Below are 26,015 nucleotides of genomic sequence, written 5' to 3'. Positions count from 1 at the left end.
CCCCGACCGGAGAGTGAAACGAGCATGAGCGAAACCGCGACCCCGCTTCCCGAGATCACGCGCTGCTCCGGTCCGGACGGCCTTGCGCTCGCCTGCCGCCATGCCGAGGGTGACGGCCCGCTGATCGTGTTCCTGCCCGGATATATGTCCGACATGGCGGGATCGAAGGCGGAGGCCGTGCTGCAATGGGCGGCGGACCATGGGCGCGCGTGCCTGCTGCTCGACTATTCGGGCTGCGGGAAAAGCGCGGGGCGATTTGCAGATGGTACGCTGTCGCGCTGGCGGGACGAGGTGCTGCACCTGATCGAACAGCACGGCGCGGGCACACCGGACAGGCCCGTGCTGCTGATCGGATCGTCGATGGGCGGCTGGCTGATGCTGCTGGTCGCGCGCGAATTGGCGGCGACGCATGGCGATGCGTCGGTGGCGGGCATGATCGGCATTGCCGCCGCGCCCGATTTCACCAGCTGGGGCTTTGACGAACAGCAGCGGCGCGCATTGGCCAGCGGCAAGGTGCTGTACGAGGACAATCCCTATGGCCCCGAACCCACGCCGACGCATCCCGGTTTCTTCACCGATGCCGAGGAGCAGCTGCTGCTGGGAGAGCCTCTGGCGATCACGGCGCCGACCCGCCTGCTGCACGGCCAGCGCGATGATGACGTGCCGTGGGAAACCTCGATCCGGCTGGCGCATACGCTGGCGGGCGATGACATTCGCGTCGTGCTGGTGAAGGACGGCGATCACCGCCTGTCACGCGAACAGGATATAAAGCTGCTGTTGTCCACGCTGGAAGAATTGCTGCATTGAGGCTGGGGGCCTGATCCCCATATCGGTCCCATGACAAAATTCTCCGTTCTCGATTTCGTATCCATTGTCGAAGGCGGCACCGCCTCCGACGCGCTGGCCGCCAGTGCCCGCCTTGCCGCCCATGCCGAGGCCGAGGGCTATCACCGATTCTGGCTGGCCGAACATCACGCCATGCCCGGCATCGCCAGCAGCGCGGTATCGGTGTGCCTTGCGCATATCGGCCATGCGACCAGCACCATCCGGATCGGATCGGGCGGGATCATGCTGCCCAACCATAACCCCTTCGTCATTGCCGAGCAGTTCGGCACGCTGGAGGCACTGTTTCCGGGCCGCATCGACCTGGGGCTGGGCCGCGCACCCGGCGCCGATGGCCGGATCGCACGCATGCTGCGCAAGGACCTGCACGGCGCGGCGGAGAATTTCCCGCAGGACGTCGTCGAACTGCAGGCGATCTTCGCAGGCGACGAAAGGCTGCCGCTGCAAGCCACCCCCGGCGCGGGCGCGAATATCGATATCTGGCTGCTCGGCTCCAGCCTGTTCGGCGCGCAGCTCGCCGCGCGGCTGGGCCTGCCCTATGCGTTCGCGGCCCATTTCGCGCCCACTCAGCTTGACGATGCCTTGCGCGTCTATCGCGAGTTCTTCCAGCCGTCGGAACAATACGAAAAACCGCATGTGATGGTCGGCACCAATGCCTTTGCCGCCGACACGACCGAGGAAGCCTATCTCCTCGCCTCGAGCGGGGACCAGAGCATCGTGGCCCTGCGCACCGGCACGCCCGGCAAGCTGCCGCCGCCCGTTCCCGGATACCGCGACAGCCTTCCCCCGCAGGCCGCCGCCATGCTGCAATCGATGCGCTCGGTCAGCGCTATCGGCACGCGCGAGGAAGTGGGCGAGCAGCTGGCCGCGCTGGTCCGCCGCACGGGTGCGGACGAGCTGATTCTGGCGGGCAATTGCTTCGACCCCGCCGCGCGCGAACGCTCGCTCTCGCTGACCATGGAGGCGATGGAGGCGGCACTTCCCGCCTGATGCAGCGCAAGCGTCTTGCCATCCCGGTCGGCTTTGCCCTAGCCCTGTGCGCGATTGGCCCGGCCCGAATGCCGGGGGGAGAAGGATTGGGATGAATCAAGCAGACGTCATCATCGTGGGCGCAGGGCACGGCGGTGCCGCCGCCGCACTCGCCTTGAGGCAGGCCGGTTTCGAGGGTTCGATCGCCATGATCGGGCGCGAGAAGGAGCCGCCTTACGAACGTCCGCCGCTGTCCAAGGAATATCTGGCGCGCGAGAAGGAGTTCGAGCGGCTGTATATCCGTCCGCCGCAGTTCTGGGGTGAGAAGGACATCGATCTGATTTTGGGCACCAGCGTGACCGAGATCGATCCCCGCGCCAAGACCGTAAAGCTGAGCAATGGCGAGGACATGGGCTATTCCCATTTGATCTGGGCAGCGGGCGGCGACGCGCGGCGGCTGTCCTGTTCGGGCGCGGAGCTGCGCGGCGTGCATGCCGTGCGCACGCGCGCCGATGTCGACCGCATGATGGCCGAGATCGACGCGGGCGCGAAACGCTGCGTCGTCATCGGCGGCGGCTATATCGGGCTGGAAGCGGCGGCGGTGCTGCGCAAGCTGGATATCGAGGTGGTGCTGATCGAAATGCTCGACCGCGTGCTGGCGCGCGTGGCGGGTGAGACATTGTCGCGCTTCTACGAAAAGGAACACCGCGACCACGGCGTCAATATCATGCTGGAAACCGGCGTCGACTGCATCCTGGGCGACGGGGACAAGGTCACCGGCGTGCGCCTGTCGGACGGCAGCGAGATCGAGGCGGAGATGGTGATCGTGGGCATTGGCATCGTGCCCTGCATCGGCCCGCTGATCGTGGCGGGCGCGACCGGGGCGAACGGGGTCGACGTCGACGATTATTGCCGCACCTCGCTTGAGGACGTCTATGCCATCGGCGACTGCGCGGCGCATGCCAACGACTATGCCGACGGCGCGGTGATCCGGCTGGAATCGGTGCAGAACGCCAATGACATGGCCAAGACGGCGGCGCTGGCGATCTGCGGCGAAAAACAGCCCTACAAGGCGACGCCGTGGTTCTGGTCAAACCAGTATGACCTGAAACTGCAGACCGTCGGCCTGTCGATGGGCTTCGACCAGTTCGTCGTGCGCGGCGAGCCCGAGAGCCGCAGCTTTTCCATCGTCTATCTGCGCGACGGCAAGGTCGTGGCGCTCGACTGCGTGAACAAGATCAAGGATTACGTGCAGGGCAAGAAGCTGGTCGAACGCCATGCGGTGATCGACCCGGATCTGCTGTCCGACAATGAGGTGGCGCTGAAGGAAATGGCAGAGGGCTAACCGACTGGCTGTAGCGCGCGCTCCAGCCGGGCCAGCGCCCACCCGGCGGCTTCGGCCACCACCGGATCGGGATCGGTCAGCAGCGCGCCGACCGGCTCGATCAGCGCCGCCTCGCCGCTGTTGCCCGCCGCGATCAGGCAATTGCGCACGAACCGGTCGCGCCCGATCCGCTTGATGGGAGAGCCCGAGAACAGCGCGCGAAAGCCCGCATCGTCCAGCGCCAGCAATTCCGCCAGCCGCGGCGCAACCAGCTCGGCGCGCGGCAGGAAGGCGCGATTGGCCGCCGCGCTTTGGGCAAAGCTGTTCCACGGGCACACCGCAAGGCAGTCGTCGCAGCCATAGATGCGATTGCCCATCGCCTCGCGGAACTCCTCGGGGATCGGCCCCTTGTGCTCGATGGTGAGGTACGAAATGCAGCGCCGCGCATCGAACTGGCGCGGCGCGGGAAACGCGTTCGTCGGGCACGCGTCGAGGCATGCGCTGCAGCTGCCGCAGCGGTCCGGATGCACCTCGTCGGCGCGCAGCGGCAGGGTGGTGTAGATCGCTCCCAGAAACAGCCAGCTGCCATGGGTGCGGCTGACCATGTTGGTGTGCTTGCCCTGCCAGCCGATGCCCGCCGCTTCGCCCAGCGGCTTTTCCATCACCGGCGCGGTATCGACGAAGACCTTGACTCCCGCCTCGATCCCTTCGCGCCGCGCTTCCTCGACCAGCCAGCGGGCCAACCGCTTCAGCGCCTTTTTCACCGTGTCGTGATAATCGCGCCCCTGCGCATAGACCGAGATGCGGGCGCGGTCCCCCTGCCCCTCCAGCGCCAGCGGATCGTGCCCGGGCGCATAGCTCATGCCCAGCGCGATCACGCTCTGCGCCTCGGGCCACAGGGTCTGCGGCGCGCCGCGCTGGTCGGCGCGGTCCTCCATCCAGCCCATCGAGCCGTGGCGTCCTTCGTCCAGCCAGCCCTTCAGCCGTGCGATCCGGCGCGGATCCTCGCCCGCGCCGGCGATCCCGGCAGCAACGAAGCCTTCCTCCTGCGCCCGTGTCAGAAGCGCTTGCCTCAGCCGTTCCAGCCTGTCAGCGCTTGCGTCGTTCAAATGCCTTAACCTTATCTTGCGAGTTTGCGGGCAAAGCCGCATTCTCATCCGGGGAATCTAGTTGCAGCAGGCGATGACACAAGCTTTCGATCCGATGCTCGCCCCGGGCCATGGCCCGATTGCATCGCCTGACGATATCGATTCCGCCACTTCCTATGCAATCGAAGCCAGGGGGCTGGTCAAGCGGTTCGACGGCGTTGTCGCGGTCGACGGTGTCGACATCGCCGTGCCCGAAGGCTCGATCTTCGGCATACTCGGCCCCAATGGCGCGGGCAAGACGACGACCTTGCGCATGTTGCTGGGCATCATCGACCCCGACAAGGGCACCCGCCGCGTGCTGGGGAGCGAAAATCCGCACGCGCTGGCCAATCGCATCGGATATCTGCCGGAAGAGCGCGGGCTGTATCCGGCGATGAAGGCGGTCGATGCCATTGCCTTCGTCGGCGCCTTGCGCGGGCTGCCCACGGCGGAAGGTCGGAGGCGCGGATACCGCCTGCTGGAAGAGCATGGTTTCGCCCATATCGCGGACCGCCAGATCCGCCAGATGTCCAAGGGACAGGCACAGACGGTGCAGCTTTTGGCCACTTTGGTGCACGACCCCGCACTGGTCGTGCTGGACGAGCCTTTCTCGGGCCTCGACGCGATCAGCCAGGGGCGACTGGAGCGCACCATTCGCGAGCTTGCCGCGCGGGGCACGACGGTTATCTTTTCCACCCATGTCCTCGCCCATGCCGAGCGGTTGTGCGAGCGGATCGCGATCATCGCGGGCGGGCGGGTGCCGTTTCATGGCCTCGTCTCCACCGCGCGCGACCGGCTGCCGCCGCAAGTGCATCTGGAAACCCGCTCCATCGACGGGCCATGGCGCGCGGCGCTGCCTGAAAATGCCGTGCCGCAGCTGAAGCAGGGCGGCGGGGCGATCTGGGGATTCTCGCTGCCCGATGACGGGGTGGAGCCGCTGCTGACCGCTCTGGTCGAGGGCAAGGCGGGGATCGAATCGCTGTCGATCGAACGCGCGGGGCTGCACGATGCCTTCGTCGCCATCGCTGGCGAAGCCGCGGCCAAGGCGCTTGAGGAAGAGACGGGAGCCGCCCGGTGAAGCAGTTCCTTGCCAGGATCATGGTGATCGCCCGCCGCGATTTTCGCGCGATCCTGTTCAGCCGGTCGTTCCTGTTCTTCATCCTGGGCCCGCTGTTTCCGGTGATCGTCGCGTGGATGGCGGGCGGCATCGGCGCCAGCGTGCAGGGGGCGACGGGCGAGGCGCGCCTTGGCATCGCGATGGCCCCCGCCGAAAGCGCGCTGGTGACGCAGGCGCGCGGTTCGCTGTCGCGCGCCGCGGGCGGCCTGCCGGGGATCGAGATTTTGCATGGTGACCGCAACAGCCCCGCCGAGATCCGCGCGATCCTGGCCGACGGACCGGGCGAGCGGAACGTGGCGGCGGTGCTGTCGGGCACGCTCGACAATCCGGCCTTGTCGGGTCCGCAGGGCCGCATTTCGGGATGGCAGGGCCATGTCACCCTGCTGGTGGACGAGGCGCGGCGGCTGCGCGATCTGCAGGCCGGCGACGGCGCGCGCCAATGGCCCGCCGTCGCGCTGCAACCCATGGCGCAGCCCAGCCAGATCGACGAGGCGGGCGGCCGCATCCGCACCGCGCAGGCGGGCCAGACGCTGCTGTTCCTGCTGACCATGCTGCTGGCGGGCATGGTGCTGTCCAATCTGGTCGAGGAAAAGGCCAACAAGATCATCGAGGTGCTGGCCGCCGCCGTGCCGATGGACGCGGTGTTCTTTGGCAAGCTGCTGGCCATGCTGGGTGTCAGCCTTGTCGGCATCGCCGTATGGGGAAGCGTCGCGGGGCTGGCCCTGCTGGCGGGCGGCGGCGGTTTGTCGATGCTGTCGACGCCTGCGGTGGGATGGCCGATGTTCATGGCGCTGGGCCTTGCCTATTTCGCCTGCGCCTATCTGCTGCTGGGGTCGCTGTTCCTGTCGATCGGCGGGCTGGCCGCCACGGTGCGCGAGGTGCAGACCTTGTCGATGCCCGTCACCATGGCGCAGTTGCTGGTGTTCTTCCTCGCCTCCTATTCGCTGGGCCATCAGGGTGAGACGATCGAGATGGTCGCGGCCATCGTGCCGTTCAGTTCGCCCTTCGCCATGCTGGCGCGAGCCGCCATGCAGCCCGAGATCTGGCCGCATTTCGTCGCCATCGCGTGGCAGGGGCTGTGGGTCTTCCTGATCGTGCGCGCGGGCGCGGCGCTGTTCCGCAAGACGGTGATGAAATCGGGCCCCTCGCAGGGCAAGCGCGGGCTGGGCGCATTACTGCGGCAGGTCATGACCCGTTCGTTCAGGCAGGCCTAAGGCACCGATTGCTATGCTGCTCCCCATGACCAATGATCGCCGCAGCTTTATCGGCCTGCTGCTTGCAGGCACCCTGACCCCGCTCGCCTCTGCCTGCGGGCGCGAGGCCACGGCGAAGGAGAGCTTCCCCTTCCAGCTGAGCGAGACGCAGTGGCGCAAGCGGCTGACTGCTGCCGAATATCGCATCCTGCGCGAGGAAGGGACCGAACGGGCCTATTCCTCGCCGCTCGACGATGAAAAGCGTTCGGGCATCTATGCCTGCGCGGGCTGCGACCACCGGCTGTTCTCTTCGCGCACCAAATATGACAGCGGGACCGGCTGGCCTAGCTTCTATCGCCCGCTGAAGGGCGGTGTCGGCACCAGCACCGATTACAAGATCGGCTATCCGCGGACCGAGGTGCATTGCGCCAATTGCGGCGGGCATCTGGGCCATGTGTTCGACGACGGACCTGCCCCTACGGGCAAACGATACTGCATGAACGGCGTGGCACTGGATTTCATTCCCGGCCCGTCCTAAGGGTTGCGTTTATCCAAAGGGGGTCCGCGCGCGTGCCATTGGCTGGACGCGCAGCAATCGACTCCCGCGCAATTCACGGCTAGACCATAGAAATGACTGCCGAACAGGCCCAAAACAAACCGCTCACGCCGCTGCTGGACACGGTCGACACACCGGACGACCTGCGCAGACTGGCCCCATCCCAATTACGGCAACTGGCTGACGAGCTTCGGCTGGAGATGATCGACGCGGTCGGCCAGACCGGCGGGCATCTGGGGTCGGGGCTTGGGGTGGTCGAACTGACCACCGCGATCCATTACGTGTTCGACACGCCCAACGACCGGCTGGTCTGGGACGTCGGCCATCAGGCCTATCCGCACAAGATCCTGACCGGGCGGCGCGACCGCATCCGCACGCTGCGGCAGGGCGGCGGGCTGTCGGGTTTCACTAAGCGGAGCGAGAGCGAATACGACCCGTTCGGCGCGGCGCATTCCTCCACCTCGATCAGCGCGGCGCTGGGTTTCGCGGTCGCCAACAAGCTGTCGGGCAAGCCCGGCAAGGGCATTGCGGTGATCGGCGACGGCGCGATGAGCGCGGGCATGGCCTATGAGGCGATGAACAATGCCGAGCAGGCGGGCAACCGGCTGGTCGTGATCCTGAACGACAACGACATGTCGATCGCGCCGCCCGTCGGCGGATTGTCGAGCTATCTTGCGCGGCTGGTATCCTCGGGCCAGTTTCTTGGCCTGCGCGATCTGGCGCGCAAGTTCGCGCGCAAACTGCCCCGCCCGCTGCATGTCGCGGCGCGCAAGACCGACGAATTCGCCCGCGGCATGGCGATGGGCGGCACCCTGTTCGAGGAGCTGGGCTTTTACTATGTCGGACCCATCGACGGGCATGACATGGACGCGCTGGTGTCCGTCCTCGAAAACGTGCGCGACGCGGCCGAGGGGCCGTGCCTCGTCCATGTCGTCACGCAAAAGGGCAAGGGCTATGCGCCTGCCGAGAAATCGGCGGACAAGTATCACGGCGTCCAGAAATTCGACGTCATCACGGGCGAGCAGAAAAAGTCCAAGGGCGGACCGCCCAAGTATCAGGACGTGTTCGGCAAAACGCTGGCCGATCTGGCGGACACCGACGAGCGCATCTGCGCCATCACCGCCGCCATGCCGGGCGGCACGGGCGTCGACATCTTTGCCAAGGCGCATCCGGGGCGCAGTTTCGACGTGGGCATCGCCGAACAGCATGCGGTGACGTTCGCGGCAGGGCTTGCCGCACAGGGCATGCGGCCGTTCTGCGCGATCTACTCCACCTTTCTGCAGCGCGCCTTCGACCAGGTGGTGCACGATGTCGCCATCCAGAACCTGCCGGTGCGTTTCGCGATCGACCGCGCCGGTCTGGTCGGTGCCGACGGCGCGACCCATGCGGGCAGTTTCGACGTCACCTATCTGGCGACCCTGCCCAACATGGTGGTGATGGCCGCCGCGGACGAGGCGGAGCTGGCGCATATGACCTATACCGCCGCCTGCCACGACAGCGGCCCCATCGCATTCCGCTATCCGCGCGGCGAAGGCATTGGCGTGCCCATGCCTGAAAAGCCCGAGCGGCTTGAGATCGGCAAGGGCCGGATCGTGCGGCAGGGCAGCAAGATCGCGGTGCTTTCGCTGGGCACGCGGCTGGCCGAGGGGCTGAAGGCCGCCGACCAGCTGGAAGCCAAGGGCCTGTCCACCACGGTCGCCGATTTGCGCTTCGCCAAGCCGCTGGACGAAGAGATGATCCGCAGTCTGATCGCCAGCCACGACGTCGTCGTCACGGTGGAAGAAGGCTCGATCGGCGGGCTGGGCGCGCATGTGCTGACCATGGCGAGCGACGAGGGGCTGCTCGACAACGGGCTGAAGATCCGCACCATGCGCCTGCCCGATGTGTTCCAGGACCACGATTCTCCCGACAAGCAATATGATACGGCGGGGCTGAACGCGTCGCATATCGTGGACACGGTGCTAAAGGCGCTGCGCCACAATAGCGCGGGGGTCGAGGAAGCGCGCGCTTGACGGCTTTCCGCGCCGTGATGATCCTCATCATCGGCGCGGCCCTGCTTTACGGACTTGTCGTCGCGGCGGCCTATCTGGGGCAGCGGCGGCTGATCTATCCGGCGCCTGCGGGGTCGCAGCCGGTTCCCGGTGGCTATGACCGCGTCATACTGAAAACCTCCGACGGGCTGGAGATCGACGCCGCGTGGCGCGAAGGCCTGCCGGAGAGGCCCGTCATCGTGTTCTTCCACGGCAATGGCGACCGCTGGGCGGGTGCGGCGCAGGCCGTCCTGCCGCTGGCCCGCGCGGGATTCGGCGTGCTGCTTCCCGAATATCGCGGCTATTCCGGCAATCCTGGCGATCCCGGCGAGGAAGGGCTCTACCGCGACGGCGAGGCGGCGCTGGCATGGTTACGCGCCCAAGGGGTGCCGCCGGAACGGATCGTGCCCGTTGGCAATTCGCTTGGCTCAGGCGTCGCGGCCCATGTGGCGGCGGCATACGGGCTGGAACGGCTGGTGCTGGTGTCGCCGTTCACCAGCCTTCCCGATGCGGCGAGCGCCCGTTTTCGGTTTCTGCCGGTGCGGCTGCTGATGAAGGACCGGTTCGACAATCGGGCCAAGCTGTCGGGTTACGGCGGACAGGCCCTGATCCTGCACGGTTCGCGCGATGCGTTGATTTCGGCCAGCCATGCCCGCGAACTGGCGTCATTGTCCGACCGGTTTGCGCTGCGCATCTTCGACAATGCCGGGCACGAGCTGGCCTACCTGCCCGAATCGGGCCGCAGCATTCGCGACTGGCTGGAAACGCGCCAGCCTGCCGAGCGCTAGCCCAGCCAGCGCCAGAACCCCGCCGCGATGCCGCCCAGCGGCATGTGCAACCAGTTGATGAGCAGCCACAATGCGAAAGCGCCCAGCCACATGACCGGGCGTATCGCGGCAAATCCGGCGGGGCGCGGGAAGTAGCTGGTCCGCGATTGCCAGCCGCTCCATGCCGTTCCCAGCTGATGCTGTTTCTTGCGGTCCTGCATCGCCGATCCGACCAGCGCCAGCACGATCAGCGACCCCAGCAGGAACAATGTGCGCGGTTCGGGCACCAGCAGGATGTGCGACAATGCCCAGATCGCGATCCCCCACATCATCGGGTGCCGCGTCACCGCGAACACGCCGGTCGGCTCCTTGGTGGCGGCCACTTCCTCGGCATTGGGCGACGGGGCGGCGGGATTGCGGATGAAGCTACCGATCAGCAGCAGCAGGGCGGGATAGGTCAGCACCATGGCGGCGATCCATGCCCAGTCGGAATAGGGCTGCCACGCATAGGGCCCGCGCGGCGCGGTGCCAAAGGCGAAGATCGCCCAGCCCAGGGTAACGAAAGCGATAAGCGAATAGGCGGCCATAAACCCCGCCTTGCCCAGAAGGGCGATGAGCGGTTGCCGCAGTTGGTGGGTCAGGATGATATGCGTGCCCACGAAGACGATCGCCGCCGAGAGCAGGAAGGAGAGCCGTAGATCCATGTGCGCCGCCTGTCCTTGCTGTAAGGCGCGGATCGTGACAGCCCCGAGGGGCCTTGGCTAGCCCCTCGTTTCCGGATGCATGCCCGCGGCCTGCGGTTCGCCCGCTTCGGCCTGCCCCAGCAGGTCGTCGCCGACATTGTCGTCCTGCAGCGTGTCGAGATGCATCAGCCAGCGGATCGCGGGCGACAGCACCAGCACCGCGACGCCGATGCCGATGGCGTACCAGCCGACCGTCGAATAGACCGACAGCACCAGTTCGCGCCCGGCCTCCTCGCCTTCCAGCCCCTCGCCGCCGGCCGCGCTGGAGATCAGGCCCGCCGCGAAATTGCCGGTGGCCGATGCGAAGAACCACGTCCCCATGATCAGCGAGGCCATGTGCGCGGGCGCCAGCCGGTTCATCGACGACAGGCCGACCGGCGACAGGCAAAGCTCACCCGTGGTGTGGAGCAGATAGATCAGGAAGATGAAGATCACCGGCACCGCGCTGACACCCGCGGCATTCGCGCCCCAGACGAGGACGAGGAAGCCGAGGCCGACCTGAATCACGCCAAGGCCGAACTTGAACGGCGCCGAAGGCTCCTTCCCCTTGCGGCCGAGGATCGTCCAGCCCCATGCGAAGAACGGCGCGAGCAGGAAGATATAGGCCGCGTTCAGCGACTGGAACATCGAGGCCGGAACGTCCCAGCCGAACAGCGAGCGGTCGACATGGCGGTCGGTGAACAGGTTCAGCGAATTGCCCGCCTGTTCGAACAGCGCCCAGAACACGATGGACACGAAGATCAGAAACAGCGCGGCAAAAATGCGGTCGCGGTCCTGTGCGGGCAGTTTCACCACCGAATAGCCGATGATGCCCAGCACGAGGATCGCGCCGAACACGCCCAGCAGCGTGCCGACCACGTCCTGGTTCTGCACCATCCACCAGCACACGACGACCGCGCCGAGGCCCACGACATAGAGGCCGTATTCCATCCCCTTGGACAGCGCCTTGGGCGGCTCGCCCCGGCCCATCAGATAGGGTTTGCCGATGATGAACACGATCAGGCCCAGCAGCATGCCGACGCCCGCCGCGCCGAAGCCGTACGACCAGCCATAGACCTCGCCCAGATAGCCGCACAGCAGCGAGCCGAGGAACGCGCCCAGATTGATGCCCATGTAGAAGATCGTATAGGCCGGATCGCGCCGCGCATCGGTGCGCGGGTAAAGCTGCCCGACGATCACCGAGATATTGGCCTTCAGAAAGCCCGATCCCACGATGATGAAGGCCAGCGCAAGCCAGAAGATGTTGAGCGAGGCGGCATCCTGTCCGCCCGTCCCCTCGAATCCCATCAGGAAATGCCCGAAGGTCAGGATCACCGCGCCATACAGCACGGCCTTCCTCTGCCCCAGCCAGCGGTCGGCCAGATAGCCGCCCAGCACCGGCGTGATATAGACCAGCGCGGTATAGGCACCATAGATGACCCCCGCCTCGCCGTCCGAGAACAGCCAGTGCTTGGTGAGGTAGAAGATGAGCAGGGCGCGCATTCCGTAATAGGAAAAACGCTCCCACATCTCGGCGAAGAACAGGATGAACAGGCCCTTGGGGTGGCCTAGGATCGTCCCGCGGGCATCGCCGCTCTGCTCGTAACTGGTCGCCATCTGCGGGCTTGCTTCCTTGTCTCGCATCCAAACCTTAAGCGGCGCACCCTAAAGCATCGCGGGCGCGGGTAAAGCCCCGATTGTTGCATGTGAAACCGGTATCGTTGCCCTCAAGACACGCTCTGGTCGGGTTCGCCCGCTTGTCTGCGGCAGTGTATTATGCCAGTGTTACGCCATGCCACGCCCCACCGGAACCCAGGCCACGCGCCCCGTCTATCTCAAGCTGCGCGACGAGATCGTGGCGGCGATCCTGACGGGCACGTTCCGCGAGGGCGAACTGCTGCCATCGGTCCGCTCCTTCGCCGCGGAGCATGGCGCCAATCCGCTGACTGTGGCCAAGGCCTATCAGCAATTTCAGGACGACGGGCTGATCGCGGTACGGCGCGGAATCGGCGTCGAACTGCTCCCCGGCGCGCGCCGCCGCCTGCTGGAGCAGGAGCGCGCGCAGTTTCTGGCGGAAGACTGGCCGGCGATTCGCCAGCGCATGGAATTGCTGGAACTGGACGCAGGACGTCTTGCCACAGCCGCGAACTGACCCCGATCGGTATTTTTCCTATCCATTTTCGTAAGATCCTGCCCCTTGGTGCAGGGGTAAGTCCCTTGAATGTTGCGCCTGCGAATGGCATGGTTTGCCAATTCCGTTTCTTGCACTTGTTCTGGACTGGGAGGGGCCCGGCCATACGGGAGTTCGACTGACGGATGCCGAAGGGGTCGCAGCCACGGCAAGCGGGGGTTTTGCGAATGATCAGATCGGAACTCATCCAGACACTGGCACGGGACAATCCCGAGCTTCGCCCTGAAGAGGTCGAGGCTGTTGTCACCACCTTCTTCGATGCGATCGCTGATCGGCTGGCAGACGGCGGCCGCGTGGAATTGCGCGGTTTCGGGGCCTTCTCGACGCGCGAACGTTCCGCGCGGGCGGGCCGCAATCCCCGTACCGGCGAAACGGTCGAGGTGCCCGGCAAGCGCGTCCCCTATTTCAAGGCGGGCAAGGAAATGCGCGAGCGCCTGAACGACTGATCCTGCCGAAACCGGCAAGCAGATGAATTTCGGCAAGCCGGCCGCGTCCGGCGTTGCACGGGAACGCGCACGCGCCTAGTCAGGGCGCGCCCGCGGCTGATCGCCTGCCGCGGCGCCGTGCGGACGTGGCGGAATGGTAGACGCCGGGGACTTAAAATCCCCTGATCCTTGATCGTGTGGGTTCGAGTCCCACCGTCCGCACCAGCTGGCGCATCCCCCGGTGTGGGACGCGATGGTTAAGATCATCCTGCCGATTTATCAGGATAATTTCGAAGCCTGGCGAACAATCCCTTAACCATTCCCATCGTAAACCCGATGCGTGGAGGATCGGGCACGGAACGAACGTCCGGTCCTGCCACGGGGCAAGCAGGGGAACTGGCGTGAGCGATCTGGGACAACATTCAATGTTCGGCGAGGCCATCGCCACCCATGCGGAACGGCGCAGCGAGGCGCGTTTCCCGATCATACGAACGGCCAAGCTGGTCTATGGCGATGTCGAGATGCCCTGCGTTCTGCGCGACATATCGAACAGCGCGCTGCGCGTGCGCATCTATGACGCGATTCCCGCCGACACCCAACCGATCGAACTGGAGTTCGGCGATGGCGACCGGCACGCGGTCGAGCTGGTCTGGCAGCGCGACGGTCATGCGGGCCTGCGCTTTCCCCAGTTTGCGGATCTGCGGGCGCTGGTCGGCGAAAAGGGGCCTTTCCGCAAGCGCGCGATCCGCATCGGGGTCGAATTGTCGTCCAGCATCACCGTGCTGGGCAGCAAGCACGAGGTGAAGATCGAGGACATCTCGCATCAGGGCGCGCGGATCGTCAGCGATCATCCGCTTGCGATGGACCAGCAACTGCGAATCGCGCTTCCCTCGCTGGGCGAGGTCTATGCGGTGGTGCGCTGGCGCGAGCATCCGGGGTATGGCCTCGCGTTTCTCGAAACCTTCCGATTTGAGGAAGTGGCCCATATGGCGGGCAATCTGCAGGCGATCTCTCGCATCTGGCGCAGGGAACATCCGCGCCAGGGCATCGTGCGCCCCGCCCCGTCGCAGCCCGAAAGGCGCGCGGTCAACGGCTGAGCGTCCGGAAACGCGGCAAATCGGCGCTCCGCGCGCGCAAAACCCCACGCGTTAACCATCCCTTAGCCAATATCGGTCAGGTTTTGCCTTGGATCCCCGCCGCTCGTTCGGCCTTGCAGGGTCCATCGAAACAGGGGGTAGCGTGAACATCTCACACCAAGCAGCTGGCCAAGCCGATCTGGCCGTCGACGTCGTCATCATCGGCGCCGGCCCGGCCGGGCTGACCGCGGCCTATCTGCTGACCAAAGCCGGCCAGTCGGTCGCGGTGATCGAAAAGGACGAGACCTATGTCGGCGGCATCAGCCGCACGGTCGAGCACGAGGGTTACCGCTTCGACATCGGCGGACACCGCTTCTTCTCGAAATCTAAAGCCGTCGTGGATCTGTGGAACGAGATCCTGCCCGACGAATTCATCAGCCGCCCGCGGATGAGCCGCATCTACTACGAGGGCAAGTTCTACTCCTATCCCCTCCGCGCGTTCGAGGCGCTGCGCAATCTGGGGTTGTGGCGCTCGGCGATGTGCATGGCAAGCTTTGCCAGGGTGCAGGCGTTCCCGCGCAAGCAGGTGAAAAGCTTCGAGGACTGGACCGTCAACCAGTTCGGCGAGAAGCTCTATTCGATCTTCTTCAAGACCTATACCGAGAAGGTGTGGGGCATGCCTTGCGACGAGATGAGCGCCGATTGGGCTGCGCAGCGGATCAAGGGGCTATCGCTGTGGGGCGCAGTGGTCGATGGGGTCAAGCGTTCGCTCGGCCTTAACAAGAGACCCAACAACGGCATGCAAGCCAAGACCTTGCTGGAAGAATTCCGCTATCCGCGGCTTGGCCCCGGCATGATGTGGGATGCGGCGCGCGACAACGTGGTGGCGGGCGGCAACAAGGTGCTGATGGGTCATGCGCTCAAGCAGCTGGCGAGCGACGGCGAAGGCGGCTGGCGGCTGGACGCGGTGACCGCGGATGGCGAAGAGCGGATCATCCGCGCGAAACACGCGATCAGCTCGGCCCCGATGCGCGAACTGGCGGCGCGGCTGTCGCCCGTGCCCGATGCGGTTCTGGATGCCAGCGGTCTTAAATATCGCGATTTCCTGACCGTCGCGCTGAAAATCCGCAGCGAGGATCTGTTCCCCGACAACTGGATCTACATCCACGATTCCAAGGTGCAGGTCGGCCGCATCCAGAACTTCCGCAGCTGGTCGCCCGAAATGGTGCCCGATGCCTCGGTCGCGTGTGTCGGCCTTGAATATTTCTGTTTCGAGGGCGACGGGCTCTGGGCGTCCTCGGACGATGATCTGGTGGCGTTGGCGACGCGCGAGATGGAAATTCTCGGCCTCGCCCGCCCCGAAGACGTCATCGGCGGCACGGTGGTGCGGCAGGAAAAGGCCTATCCGGTTTATGACGCGGATTACGCAAAGCGCGTCGCCGTCATGCGCGAGGAGCTAGAGGACAAGCACCCCACGCTGCATCTCGTCGGCCGAAACGGCATGCACCGCTACAACAACCAGGACCATGCGATGATGACCGCCATGCTGACGGTCGAGAACATCCTCGCGGGCCAGCGGGTCTATGACACCTGGTGCGTGAACGAGGACGCGGAATATCATGAGGCCGGAAGCGAGGGCGAGCAGCCCGCCTTCCCGCAGCATGTCGGCGATGCCGCCGATCGCGCCGCCGCCCTGTCCTCGATGCGCGCGGTGCCGATGCCGGTGGCAAACAAGCCCGATGCGGTTCCCGCACCGATGCAGGGACGCGACGCGGCATGAACCTGCTGCGCGAAGCCCGGCGCTTCGCCGCCTATGGCATCGCCAGCGCGGTGACGCTGGGCTTTGACATGGGTGCCTATCTGCTGCTGCTGGCAGGGGGCATGGCCGCCCCGCTGGCCGCGGTGTGCGGATATTCGCTGGGCATCGCGGCGCATTGGATCGCCTCCAGCCGCGTGGTCTTTTCAGGGCGCGTCGCCGAGGCGGGTGCGGCGCGGCGAGCACAGATGGGGCTGTTCGCCGCCTCTGCGCTTGTCGGGCTGGCGCTGACATGGCTGATCGTCAGCATGGGCGTCGCCGCCGGTCTCGACCCGCGCCTCGCCAAGCTGAGCGCGATTGCCGCCAGCTTCGTCGCGACCTTCGTTCTGCGCGCCCGCTTCGTGTTCGCACCTGGCGAATTGCGCGAACCGATGGGCGAGAGAGCCTGACGCCATGACCCGCCCCGCCACCCGGACAGACCATCATGATCGGTGAGCGCCGCCGCCCCCTGATCGACGCCGACCTCGTCGTTCGCGCGACGCTGGCGTGGCTGCTGATGGCGGTGCTGCTGGCTATCGCGGGGTTTTCGTCCGTGGCGGAGCGGCAGTTCAACGAAGGCGACGACATCATGCGCCTGTTGCAGGTCCGCGACTGGCTGGCCGGACAAAGCTGGTTCGATGTCTCGCAATACCGGATCGACGCGCCTTACGGGGCCAGCATGCACTGGTCGCGGCTGGTCGACATACCCCTCGCCGTCCTGATCGTGCTGCTGTCGCCGATTTTCGGTCAGCCGATGGCCGAGCATATCGCCGCCGTCGTGGTGCCGCTGGGCACGCTGTGGATCGCGGTGCTGCTGATCGGGCGGATCGCGTGGAAGATCTGCGACGAGGAAGCGACCGGCCTTGCCTGTCTTGCCGCCGCGCTGGCCGCGCCGCTGCTGCACCAGATGCGGCCGATGCGGATCGATCATCACGGCTGGCAGATCGTGCTGTTCATGCTGTCGGTCAATGCGCTGATGGCGCGCGATGCGCGGCGCGGCGGCTGGATTCTGGGCGGCGCGCTGGCGCTGTGGCTCAATATCTCGATGGAAGCGCTGCCGATGGTGGCGGTGTTCGGCGGGATCCTGTTCGTGCGCTGGCTGCGCTGCTGGGGCGACCGTGCATGGCTGGCCTCCATGCTTCAATCGCTGGCAGCCGGTTCGGCGGGGCTCTACCTGCTGACGCGCGGGCTGACACCGTCGCTGCCGATGTGCGATGCGATGGCGCCCGCCCATATCGCGGCACTGGCCATCGTGGCCGTCGCTGCAACCGGGCTGGCCCGCGCCGAAACCCCGCGCCCGTGGCTGTTCATGGTGCTGGTGCTGGGGACCGGCGCGCTGACGGGTCTGGTCGTGCTGCTGCAGATGGCGCCGCAATGCGCGGACGGCAGCTTTGCGGGCATGGATCCGCTGGCCCGCGACGTGTGGCTCGCCAATGTGATCGAGAGCAAGCCGCTGTGGCATCACCCTCTCGACCTGATCGCGCAGATCCTGCTGCCTGCCATCGTCGCGATCGTCGTATCGCTGCGGCTGGCGGCGCGCAGTGCGGACTGGCTGCACCGCTGGCACCTGGAATATGCCGCACTGCTGCTGGCGGCACTGGCGCTGGCAATCTTTCTTCCGCGGTCGAGCGGGCTGGTCGCCGGAATGGCCGCGGTGCCGATCGGCATCCAGCTCAAGCAATGGCTGCGGCAGCTGCGCAATCTGGGACGACCGGGCAAGCAGGCCATCGCGGTCGCCGGCATGATCGCCTCGCTGCTGCCCGCCATGCCGCTGACGCTGATGATGCATGCCGCGCCCAGCCATGCCTCATCCGCCAAGGCCGCCCCTGCCATCAGCGGCGACAGCTGCGACGTGCGCGGCGTTCTGCCCGCGCTGGGCAGCGATACCGCCAATGTGATGGCGCCGATCGACCTTGGCCCCGCGATCCTGCTCGACAGTCCGCACCGCGTCGTCGCGACCGCGCATCACCGCGCGCATCGCGGCATCGGCGACACGATCCGCACCTTCACCGGGACGGAGCAGGCCGCCCATGCGATCCTGCGCGAACGGCGCATCGGTTTCGTGATGATGTGCCCGGGCAAGGCCGAGCTTCGGCTGTATCGCAGCATGGGTGAGGATAATTTTGCCGATCGTCTGTCCGCGGGGGCCGCGCCCGATTGGCTGATGCCGATCGCGCATGACGGCGATCAGGGCGTGCTCGTCTGGCGGGTGATCGGCTAGCTCAGTTCGGCTAGCCCAGTTCGGCCAGTTCAGTTCGGCTAATCGCCTTCCGCGTCGCCCAGACCCTTGGCGGCACATTCGGCGCAGGTTCCGCGCAATTCGACCACCGTGCGTAGCGATCCGAAACCTGCGGAAGCCGCCGCTTCGCGCAATCCGTCGGTCAGGCGGTCGTCGTCGATATGGTCGGCGCGCCCGCAATGATCGCAGATCACGAAGATGCAGTCATGGCGGCAGCCGGGATGGCGATTGACGAGATAGGCGTTCGCGCTTTCGATCCGGTTGGCCAGATTGGTCCGCACGAACAGGTCGAGGATGCGATAGACGCTGTTGGGCGCGACACGCTTTTCGCGCTCGCGGGTCAGGTCCTCGGCAATGTCATAGGCGGATACGGGCGCGGCGCTTTTCATCAGCTGGCCGAAAACGGCACTACGCATGTCGGTCCATTGCTCGCCCGCATCGGTCAATGCATCGCGCGCGGCGGACAACAGCGACTGGCCCGAGTGTTCCTCGTGGTCGTGTTTCGAATGGTCTTCGATTGCGGGATCAGCCTGCGTCATGTCGCCGACGGAGATATGGGGCCGGGGGCCGCGTGGCAAGCGCCCCGTCGTATCGACCCATCCTGGGCCTGACTTCAGCCCCGTTTGAAAGAGGCGCGGTAATCGTCCGGGAAGATGGCCTGCAACGCCTTCACCTTGGGCGCGTCCCAGCGCAGGATATAGGGGTGGCGCGGATTCTTCAGCGCAAAGTCCTGATGATATGTCTCGGCAGCATAAAAGCGCTTTTCCGCCTCGATCCTCGTCGCGATCGGCTTGTCCCACAGACCGGCATCGCCAAGCTGCGCGATATAGGCGCGGGCGACCTTTTCCTGGACCGGCGTGGTGGGGACGATGGCGCTGCGATACTGGCGGCCTGTGTCGGGGCCCTGCCGGTTCACCAATGTCGGGTCGGCGACAACGCCAAAGAAGATGCGCAGCAATTCGTCATAGCGAACCTTGGAAGGATCGTAAGTGATCTTCACCGCCTCGGCATGATCGGTCAGACCGGCGCTGACCTTGCGATAGTCCGCATCGGCCTTGGTCCCGCCATGATAGCCGGACACGGCGCTGGTCACGCCGTCGACATGGCTGAACACCGCCTCGACACCCCAGAAGCATCCGCCCGCGAAGATCGCGGTGCGCAGGCCGCCCGTTTCCTTGGCCTGCAGCTTGGCGGCAGGCGTCCGGACGGGTTCCTCAGCAAAGGCGGGATTCTGGCAGCTTGCCAGCAGGGCAGCTGCGAAAACGATGGTAGAGGCGCGAAAGATCATTCGCCCTTCTTACACGAAAACGGCGGCAATGGCGTCCGAAGCGATGGGGAAGCCGGTGGCAGCAAACAGGCCCGCCGTGCCGATGGCAAAGCCGATCGACAGATTGCGGATCAGGGCGCGGTCGCGCAGGACGGATGCCAGAATGCTCATGGTGCTGCTTTCGTTTCGAACTTCAATATGGTTACCGGTTCTACCGGAATGGCGCTGAAAAAAGCGTGAACGACGCCGTCGTGCGCCGTTCATCTTCGGATCGACCAATCGCCCGATCGGATCGATCAATGGCGAAAATGGCGCATCCCGGTGAACACCATCGCCAGTCCGGCCTTGTCCGCGGCAGCAATTACCTCGTCGTCGCGAATCGATCCGCCCGGCTGTATCACCGCCGTGGCGCCTGCCTCGGCCGCGGACAGCAAGCCGTCGGCAAAGGGGAAGAACGCGTCCGACGCGACCGCGCTGCCGACGGTCATCGGCTCGTTCCAGCCATAGATGTCGGCGGCTTCCTTCGCCTTGACCGCGGCGATGCGCGCCGAATCGCGGCGGTTCATCTGGCCTGCGCCGATCCCTGCGGTCTGCCCGTCCTTCACATAGACGATGGCGTTCGACTTGACGTGGCGCGCGACGGTCCAGGCGAACAGGCAGTCCTTGAGTTCCTGATCGGTCGGCTCGCGCCTGGTCACGACCTTCAACTCCTGCGGATCGACATGGGCGAAATCGCGGTCCTGCACCAGCAATCCGCCCGCGATCACCACCTGCGATATGCCGCGGCGGCGCGGGTCGGGCAGCGCAGGCACGATCAGCAGGCGCAGGTTTTTCTTGCGGGCAAAGATCGCGCGTGCCGCTTCGTCCGCGCCGGGGGCGACCACGACCTCGGTAAAGATCTGCGCGATCTTTTCCGCCGTCGCGCCGTCGAGCGGGCGGTTCACCGCGACGATGCCGCCGAATGCCGACACCGAATCGCAGGCCAGCGCCTTGTCCCACGCCTCGGCCAAATTTTCGCCGACCGCGACGCCGCAGGGGTTGGCGTGCTTGACGATCACCACGGTCGGCGGGCCGTCCGCGAATTCGGCGACCAGTTCCAGCGCGGCATTGGCGTCATTGTAATTATTGTAGGACAGTTCCTTGCCCTGCAGCTGCTCGGCCTGCGGCAGGCCGACGGCGTGCGGGCCTTCGGGCACGTAGAGCGCGGCTTCCTGATGCGGATTCTCGCCATAGCGCAGGGTCGTCACCAGCTTTGAGGCCATGGTCCGGCGCGGGGGGAACTTCAGCTGCTGGTCCGAATAGGCGAACCACTGGCTGATCGCCGAATCGTAGGCCGCCGTCGCGGCATAGGCCTTGGCCGCCAGCATCTTGCGAAACGCATAGCCGGTGCTGCCCTCGCCCGCATCCAGCTCGGTAATGAGCGCGGCATAGTCGTCGGGATCGGTGACGATCGACACATAGGCATGGTTCTTCGCCGCGGAACGCACCATCGAGGGGCCGCCGATGTCGATATTCTCGATGATCTCGTCGCGGTCGGACCCCTTGGCCACGGTTTCCACGAAGGGATAGAGATTGACGACGACGAGATCGATCGCGCCGATATCGTGCTCTTCCATCGCCTGCGCATGCGCCGGATCGTCGCGCACCGCCAGCAGCCCGCCGTGGACCTTGGGGTGCAATGTCTTGACGCGGCCATCCATCATTTCGGGAAAGCCGGTGAGGTCCGAGATGTCCTTCACCGTCAGCCCCGCCTCGCGCAGCGCCTTGGCCGTGCCGCCGGTCGAAACCAGCTCGACATCGCGCGCGGCCAGCGCCTTGCCAAGATCGGCGAGGCCGGTCTTGTCCGAAACGGACAGCAGGGCGCGGCGAACGGGGACGGGGTTTTCCATGGATCGGGCTTTCGTGGCAGCGGCGCGCATGCGCCAATTGTGCGCGTGCGCTTAGGCCCGCAAGCGCCATTCATCAACCCGGCGATAACCCCCGGATGCCGCGTTTTGCCCGGCGGCGGCGGTCAGCCCATCTTGCGCAGCGACCAGTGCACCATGTCGCCTTCACGCCCGACATCGCCGGTGACGACCAGCTGCAGCGTCTGGCGCGGCTGTCCGCCGCCGTCGACCCACAGGCTTTCCTCTATCGCAAGGCCGGGCTCGTCCACGCGGAACTGCCAGAAACTGCCGTCGGGCAGCGCCAGCATCGCGCCGCTGCCGCCATCCTCGGTCTTTACCAGATGGTCGGCGGCGACATTGGCGCCAAGGTGAAAGCGGATCGCGAAATTATGGCTGCCGCGCCGTGCCCGCTTGCCGCGCGGCATCAGCGCGTCCTGTCCTTCCAGGATCGACCCGTCGTCGGCCAGCGCCAGCCGCCGTTCGTGATAGAGCCCGTGCCGCGCGACATAGCCGTCGTGGCTGGCAATCATGATGCTTGCGCCCTTGGCCCGTTCGCGGTCGAAGGTGACGGTCTTGACCCCGCCGCCCAGCCGTCCGTCGGCCTCGACCGCGGTCGAATCGCTATCGCCCAGCGTCAGCGTGCTGTGCGCCGCGGTACTGCGCAGCCCTTCCTCGATCCGGCGCGGCACCGCCCCGCCCGCCATCGATGCGCCGCCGCAATTGACGAAGATACGCTCCGCCCCATGGCTGAATTCGATGGCCAGCGTCGATGCGCAGCCGCCATGCGCCTCGCGACCCGAAGGCGGCGGCGCGGCGTCGAATTGCAGCACCGCCTGTTTCGCGGCCAGCCGCTGAAAGCCCCAGTGCCCCGCCTCACGCAAGGGACGCGCATGCGGATCAGCCGCCTCGCACAGCATCATCAGGCGATGCGCGGAAATCGGCGCACAGCCTTGCCAGCTACCCAGCGATCCGTCGGCATGCGCCAGCGCCAGCAGAGGCGGCGTCATCAGCCGCAGCATCGTTTCGATCTGGATCGGCGGTTCGCGGCGGCACGCGCGATAGCAGGCGACAAGGCGCAGCAGCGCGCCGATCGCGGCGATCTGGTCGTCGGGGCTGCGCGACAGCATGCCGCCATCCTCGCCCACCGCGTCGCCCAAGGTGGCGATCAGCCCGGCCTCGCCATACAGGCGGCGCGGCTTGCCATCGGGCATCAGCAGGCCCGCGGCGGTCACCGCGGTCCATGCCGCGATCGCGTCCTGCGGACTATTCCGGCGGCGCGCCTGCTTGTCGAGCCAGAGCGCGGTTTCGGACATGTGCCGCAGCAGCGCGGCGCGGAACGCCCGGTCGCTGCCCGACAGGATCAGCGGCGCATGCACCAGCCAGATCAGCAGGCGCTGTCCGGCCACGCCCGTCTGCCATGCCGGCCCCTCGCCGATCACCGGATTGGCCAGCATCCAGCGGCGCAATATGTCCTCGGCCACGGGGGCGACCTTGTCGCGTGTCCCGGCCGCTTCCAGATCGGGCAGCCATGTAAAGCCGTGGATCGCCCGCGCGATCGGCGGGGCCAGCTTGGCCGAACTGAAGTCGAGGTTCTCGACGCTGAGCCGTTTGCCCGCGATCAGGAAATGCCCGGCGCGCAGCGCCATGCCGCCCGGACGCTCGCCCGGCAGCGGTTCGGCGACCGTCGCCAGCAGGCGCATCTTCGACGGTTTGTGAAACGGGCGCACCAGATTGCGCGCCGAAATGCCGCGCGCATAGAGAAAGCGCATCGTCCGGTCGATCGGGCCAAGGCTGGGCGGCGACAGTTCGGCCAGCGCCAGCTCGCCATCGCGGTGAGGTGCAGACTGCGGCGGCGGGGCGTGTGGGCCTTCGCCATTCATGGGCCCGGCGCCGTTCATGGCCCCGGCAGAAGCGAAGCCGCCGTCCGCCGCATCCGCGCGCTCGACCCAGCCGCCATCGCCGCCGCCACCCGCCAGCGGAATGCCGCGCACGCCGTCCGCGCCCGAATGCGGTTCGGCGCCGTCACGCAAGGGAGAGGGGTGAAACGTCATGGCCGGATCAATCCTCACCCTTCAGGGCCGCGATATTGGCGGCATATTGCGACGGTCCGCCCTTGAAGGTGGCGCTGCCCGCGACCAGCACGTCGGCGCCCGCATCGACGCACAGCCGCGCGGTCTCGGCGTTCACCCCGCCATCGACCTCAAGCCTTATGTCGCGGCCCGATTTCTCGATCATGCGGCGCACCGCCTCGATCTTCTTCAATTGGGAATGGATGAAGCTCTGCCCGCCGAAGCCGGGATTGACGCTCATCACCAGGACAAGGTCGATCTCGTCGATCAGGTAATCGAGCATCTTGGCGGGCGTCGCGGGATTGAGCGAGATGCCCGCCTGCTTGCCCAGCCCCTTGATCGCCTGCACCGTGCGGTGGACATGCGGCCCCGCCTCTGGATGGACGGTGATGATGTCGGCCCCCGCATCGGCGAAATCCTGCAGATACTGGTCGACCGGGCTGATCATCAGGTGGACATCGAAGACCTTGTCCGAATGCGGGCGCAGCGCCTTTACCACGGCGGGACCGATGGTGATGTTGGGCACGAAATGGCCGTCCATCACGTCGACATGGATCCAGTCGGCCCCCGCCTCGTCAATGGCGCGGACTTCCTCTCCCAGCCGGGCGAAATCGGCGGACAGGATGGACGGGGAGATGAGCGGTTTGGGCATGCAAGCTGATTAGTCCACCGGGCCGAAGCGTCACAAGCAAGATAGCCTGTTTTGTCCACACGGTCGCCCCGGTTCGTCCCTTATGGAGACAGTTCTGGTGGCCGAGCCGGTGGGAAAGCGCGACCACCCGTGCCAAGCATCGCAAATCCGGTTAGGACAGGCGCGATGATCCGCCCGACGATCCCGCCCATGATCCCTTATGCGATCGGCCTTTTGCGTTCGATCCCGCCCGCCCGCATGGCGGGGCTGGTCGCGCTGACGCTGGCCTCGGCGCTGAGCGAGGGTGTCGGGCTGCTGATGCTGGTGCCGATGCTGGCGGTCCTGTCCGGCGGCGCACTGGCGGGCGGCGGTGTCCCGGGCGGGCAGCTGGCGGCTGGAATGCCGGACTGGGTGGCTGGCGCATCGGGCCTTCTCGTCGACCGGCTGGGACTCGGCGGATTGCTGGTGCTGTTCGTGGCGCTGGTGGCGGCGCGGGCGGTGCTGAACTACCGGCTCGCGCTGGCACAGACGCGCAGCCAGTATGCCGTGGTCGACGACTGGCGCAGCCGTATCTATCGCGCGCTGCTGGCGGCGAGCTGGCGTCATTTGTCGGCGATGCGGCAATCGGACAATATCAGCCTGCTGGTGCAGCTGGTCGATACCATCGGCGACGGGATCTTTCGCCTGCTGATGCTGGCGACCAGCCTTGTGACGCTGGCAGTGGTGTGGGCGGCGGCCTTTGCGCTGTCGCCACTGACCGCGCTGGCGGGCGCGGCGGGCGGGCTGGTGGTGATGGCGCTGTTCACGCGCTTTCGCCGCCGCGCGCGGGCGCTAGGCGGCGACGTGGTGCGAGAGATCGGCAGCCTGCAGGGCGAGGCGCAGGAGGCTTTGGGCGCACTGCGGCTGATCAAGTCGCATGGCCGCGAATCGGCGGCGGCCTCGCGCCTCACCCGCAATGTCTTTGCCCTGCGCCGCGCGCAGCTTGCGATGATCGGCACCACCGCGGGCAGCCGCGCGCTGCTGCTGGTCGGCGGGGCGGTGGTGATGGCGCTGGTCGTCTATGTCGCGCAGGCACAGGGCACGCCGCTGGCCGTGCTGCTGCCGCTGGTCGCGCTGTTCGCACGCTCGGTTCCGCTGCTCGACACGCTGCAGACCGGGCTTCAGCATTGGTCCCACGCGCTGCCCGCCATCGAACGCGCCGAACATCTGGTGGCAGAGGCGGATGCGGCGAGGGAGCCCGAATGGCCGGCGGAAGCTGCCCCGCGCCCCGTGCGCGAGATCGCGGTCGAACAGGCGACCGTGCGCCACGCCGGACGCGACCGGCCCGCGCTGGACGACGTTTCGCTGACCCTGCCCGCCGGTTCGATGACCGCGCTGGTCGGCCCCTCGGGCGCGGGCAAGAGCACCTTGGCCGATCTGTTCGGCGCGATGTTCGCGCCCGACACGGGCGGGCTCTCGATTGACGGGCAAAGGCTGGAGGGGCCCGCGCTGGTCGGATGGCGGCGGGTCACCGCCTATCTGCATCAGGAACCCGTGCTGTTCCATGCCTCGATCCGCGAGAACCTGCTGTGGGCCCGCCCCGATGCTGCCGAGGCCGATCTGATCGCCGCGCTGGACAAGGCCTCGGCGCGCTTCGTGCTGGATCTGCCGGAAGGGCTGGACACCATCGTCGGCGATGCGGGCAGGCGGCTGTCGGGCGGAGAGCGGCAGCGCATCGCGCTGGCGAGGGCGCTGCTGAGCGATCCGGCGCTGCTGATCCTGGACGAGGCGACGAGCGCGCTGGACGCC

The 26,015-nt window shown here is 66.5% G+C and carries 24 protein-coding genes and 1 tRNA gene; 16 read left to right on the top strand and 9 right to left on the bottom strand.

The annotated features are described in order from the left end of the window. Positions 1-24 precede the first annotated feature (24 nt). From AC4FIJ_RS07510 to AC4FIJ_RS07500, 3 genes are all read left to right on the top strand, one after another. Complete coding sequence (locus AC4FIJ_RS07510) at positions 25-807, top strand: alpha/beta fold hydrolase (RefSeq protein WP_490336093.1); 783 nt, start codon at positions 25-27, stop codon at positions 805-807. A gap of 30 nt (positions 808-837) precedes the next feature. Beyond that, positions 838-1,833: an LLM class flavin-dependent oxidoreductase gene (locus AC4FIJ_RS07505; protein WP_490336092.1), complete on the top strand. Its 996-nt coding sequence runs from the start codon at positions 838-840 to the stop codon at positions 1,831-1,833. Between the two features lie 91 nt (positions 1,834-1,924). Further along, the gene (locus AC4FIJ_RS07500) at positions 1,925-3,157 is read left to right on the top strand and encodes an NAD(P)/FAD-dependent oxidoreductase (RefSeq protein ID WP_490336091.1); all 1,233 of its coding nucleotides are present in this window, start codon (positions 1,925-1,927) and stop codon (positions 3,155-3,157) included. Here the strand turns inward: AC4FIJ_RS07500 and queG are convergent. After that, entirely contained in the window at positions 3,154-4,212 is a 1,059-nt protein-coding gene (gene queG, locus AC4FIJ_RS07495) for a tRNA epoxyqueuosine(34) reductase QueG (protein WP_490336161.1), read from the bottom strand. The two genes, AC4FIJ_RS07500 and queG, sit on opposite strands and share 4 nt — an antisense overlap. A gap of 127 nt (positions 4,213-4,339) precedes the next feature. Here queG and AC4FIJ_RS07490 point away from each other — a divergent pair, with 127 nt between their 5' ends. The 5 genes from AC4FIJ_RS07490 (at position 4,340) to AC4FIJ_RS07470 (ending at position 9,947) form a co-directional block, all read left to right on the top strand. Further along, on the top strand, positions 4,340-5,341 hold the full coding sequence (locus AC4FIJ_RS07490; RefSeq protein ID WP_490336160.1) for an ABC transporter ATP-binding protein: 1,002 nt from the start codon (positions 4,340-4,342) through the stop codon (positions 5,339-5,341). Further along, positions 5,338-6,594 carry an ABC transporter permease gene (locus tag AC4FIJ_RS07485; RefSeq protein ID WP_490336090.1) on the top strand — a complete coding sequence of 419 codons (1,257 nt, stop codon included), beginning with the start codon at positions 5,338-5,340 and terminating at the stop codon, positions 6,592-6,594. The genes AC4FIJ_RS07490 and AC4FIJ_RS07485 overlap by 4 nt, the downstream gene beginning before the upstream one ends. 25 nt (positions 6,595-6,619) lie before the next feature. Continuing rightward, positions 6,620-7,111 carry a peptide-methionine (R)-S-oxide reductase MsrB gene (gene msrB, locus AC4FIJ_RS07480; RefSeq protein ID WP_490336089.1) on the top strand — a complete coding sequence of 164 codons (492 nt, stop codon included), beginning with the start codon at positions 6,620-6,622 and terminating at the stop codon, positions 7,109-7,111. A gap of 92 nt (positions 7,112-7,203) precedes the next feature. Next, on the top strand, positions 7,204-9,141 hold the full coding sequence (gene dxs / locus AC4FIJ_RS07475) for a 1-deoxy-D-xylulose-5-phosphate synthase (protein ID WP_490336088.1): 1,938 nt from the start codon (positions 7,204-7,206) through the stop codon (positions 9,139-9,141). Next, positions 9,138-9,947, top strand: a complete 810-nt coding sequence (locus tag AC4FIJ_RS07470; protein ID WP_490336087.1) for an alpha/beta hydrolase — start codon at positions 9,138-9,140, stop codon at positions 9,945-9,947. Before dxs ends, AC4FIJ_RS07470 begins: the two co-directional genes overlap by 4 nt. On the opposite strand, the gene AC4FIJ_RS07465 is transcribed toward AC4FIJ_RS07470, so the two are convergent. Both AC4FIJ_RS07465 and AC4FIJ_RS07460 read right to left on the bottom strand, forming a co-directional pair. Continuing rightward, positions 9,944-10,630: an NnrU family protein gene (locus AC4FIJ_RS07465; RefSeq protein ID WP_490336086.1), complete on the bottom strand. Its 687-nt coding sequence runs from the start codon at positions 10,628-10,630 to the stop codon at positions 9,944-9,946. The genes AC4FIJ_RS07470 and AC4FIJ_RS07465 overlap by 4 nt on opposite strands. 57 nt (positions 10,631-10,687) lie before the next feature. Continuing rightward, a complete protein-coding gene (locus AC4FIJ_RS07460; RefSeq protein WP_490336085.1) occupies positions 10,688-12,265 on the bottom strand; it encodes a peptide MFS transporter in 1,578 nt (525 codons plus the stop codon). 175 nt (positions 12,266-12,440) lie between these two features. Between AC4FIJ_RS07460 and AC4FIJ_RS07455 the strand changes: the two genes are divergently transcribed. The 7 genes from AC4FIJ_RS07455 to AC4FIJ_RS07425 all read left to right on the top strand — a co-directional run bounded on the left by AC4FIJ_RS07455 (position 12,441) and on the right by AC4FIJ_RS07425 (position 18,356). Further along, positions 12,441-12,800 carry a GntR family transcriptional regulator gene (locus AC4FIJ_RS07455; protein WP_490336084.1) on the top strand — a complete coding sequence of 120 codons (360 nt, stop codon included), beginning with the start codon at positions 12,441-12,443 and terminating at the stop codon, positions 12,798-12,800. A 206-nt stretch (positions 12,801-13,006) separates the two neighbouring features. Continuing rightward, positions 13,007-13,285: an integration host factor subunit beta gene (locus AC4FIJ_RS07450; RefSeq protein WP_490336083.1), complete on the top strand. Its 279-nt coding sequence runs from the start codon at positions 13,007-13,009 to the stop codon at positions 13,283-13,285. 119 nt (positions 13,286-13,404) lie between these two features. Continuing rightward, positions 13,405-13,489 (top strand) — tRNA-Leu (locus AC4FIJ_RS07445). 176 nt (positions 13,490-13,665) lie between these two features. Beyond that, on the top strand, positions 13,666-14,361 hold the full coding sequence (locus AC4FIJ_RS07440) for a PilZ domain-containing protein (protein WP_490336082.1): 696 nt from the start codon (positions 13,666-13,668) through the stop codon (positions 14,359-14,361). A gap of 142 nt (positions 14,362-14,503) precedes the next feature. Beyond that, positions 14,504-16,120, top strand: coding sequence for an NAD(P)/FAD-dependent oxidoreductase (locus tag AC4FIJ_RS07435; protein ID WP_490336081.1), 1,617 nt, complete (start codon positions 14,504-14,506; stop codon positions 16,118-16,120). After that, a complete protein-coding gene (locus tag AC4FIJ_RS07430; RefSeq protein WP_490336080.1) occupies positions 16,117-16,545 on the top strand; it encodes a GtrA family protein in 429 nt (142 codons plus the stop codon). The genes AC4FIJ_RS07435 and AC4FIJ_RS07430 overlap by 4 nt, the downstream gene beginning before the upstream one ends. Positions 16,546-16,580: 35 nt before the next feature. Then, entirely contained in the window at positions 16,581-18,356 is a 1,776-nt protein-coding gene (locus AC4FIJ_RS07425) for a hypothetical protein (protein WP_490336079.1), read from the top strand. A 38-nt stretch (positions 18,357-18,394) separates the two neighbouring features. On the opposite strand, the gene AC4FIJ_RS07420 is transcribed toward AC4FIJ_RS07425, so the two are convergent. The 6 genes from AC4FIJ_RS07420 to rpe form a co-directional block, all read right to left on the bottom strand. Further along, positions 18,395-18,913 (bottom strand): Fur family transcriptional regulator, encoded by a 519-nt coding sequence (locus AC4FIJ_RS07420; RefSeq protein WP_490336159.1) that lies wholly within the window; start codon positions 18,911-18,913, stop codon positions 18,395-18,397. 74 nt (positions 18,914-18,987) lie between these two features. Next, complete coding sequence (gene msrA / locus AC4FIJ_RS07415; RefSeq protein WP_490336078.1) at positions 18,988-19,662, bottom strand: peptide-methionine (S)-S-oxide reductase MsrA; 675 nt, start codon at positions 19,660-19,662, stop codon at positions 18,988-18,990. 9 nt (positions 19,663-19,671) lie between these two features. Beyond that, entirely contained in the window at positions 19,672-19,941 is a 270-nt protein-coding gene (locus AC4FIJ_RS07410; RefSeq protein ID WP_490336077.1) for a hypothetical protein, read from the bottom strand. After that, positions 19,938-21,530: a bifunctional phosphoribosylaminoimidazolecarboxamide formyltransferase/IMP cyclohydrolase gene (gene purH, locus AC4FIJ_RS07405; protein WP_490336076.1), complete on the bottom strand. Its 1,593-nt coding sequence runs from the start codon at positions 21,528-21,530 to the stop codon at positions 19,938-19,940. The genes AC4FIJ_RS07410 and purH overlap by 4 nt, the downstream gene beginning before the upstream one ends. A 122-nt stretch (positions 21,531-21,652) precedes the next feature. Next, the gene (locus AC4FIJ_RS07400) at positions 21,653-23,578 is read right to left on the bottom strand and encodes a heparinase II/III family protein (protein ID WP_490336075.1); all 1,926 of its coding nucleotides are present in this window, start codon (positions 23,576-23,578) and stop codon (positions 21,653-21,655) included. A gap of 7 nt (positions 23,579-23,585) precedes the next feature. Next, the gene (gene rpe / locus AC4FIJ_RS07395; RefSeq protein ID WP_490336074.1) at positions 23,586-24,248 is read right to left on the bottom strand and encodes a ribulose-phosphate 3-epimerase; all 663 of its coding nucleotides are present in this window, start codon (positions 24,246-24,248) and stop codon (positions 23,586-23,588) included. 165 nt (positions 24,249-24,413) lie between these two features. On the opposite strand from rpe, the gene AC4FIJ_RS07390 reads away from it, so the two are divergent. Next, the coding region (locus AC4FIJ_RS07390; RefSeq protein WP_490336073.1) for an ATP-binding cassette domain-containing protein at positions 24,414-26,015 on the top strand (1,602 nt) is incomplete at its 3' end.

The sequence above is a fragment of the Croceicoccus sp. genome, assembly GCF_983967925.1.
The sequence above is the reverse complement of the archived record's forward strand: the minus strand, read 5'-3'. Positions and strand labels throughout refer to the sequence as shown.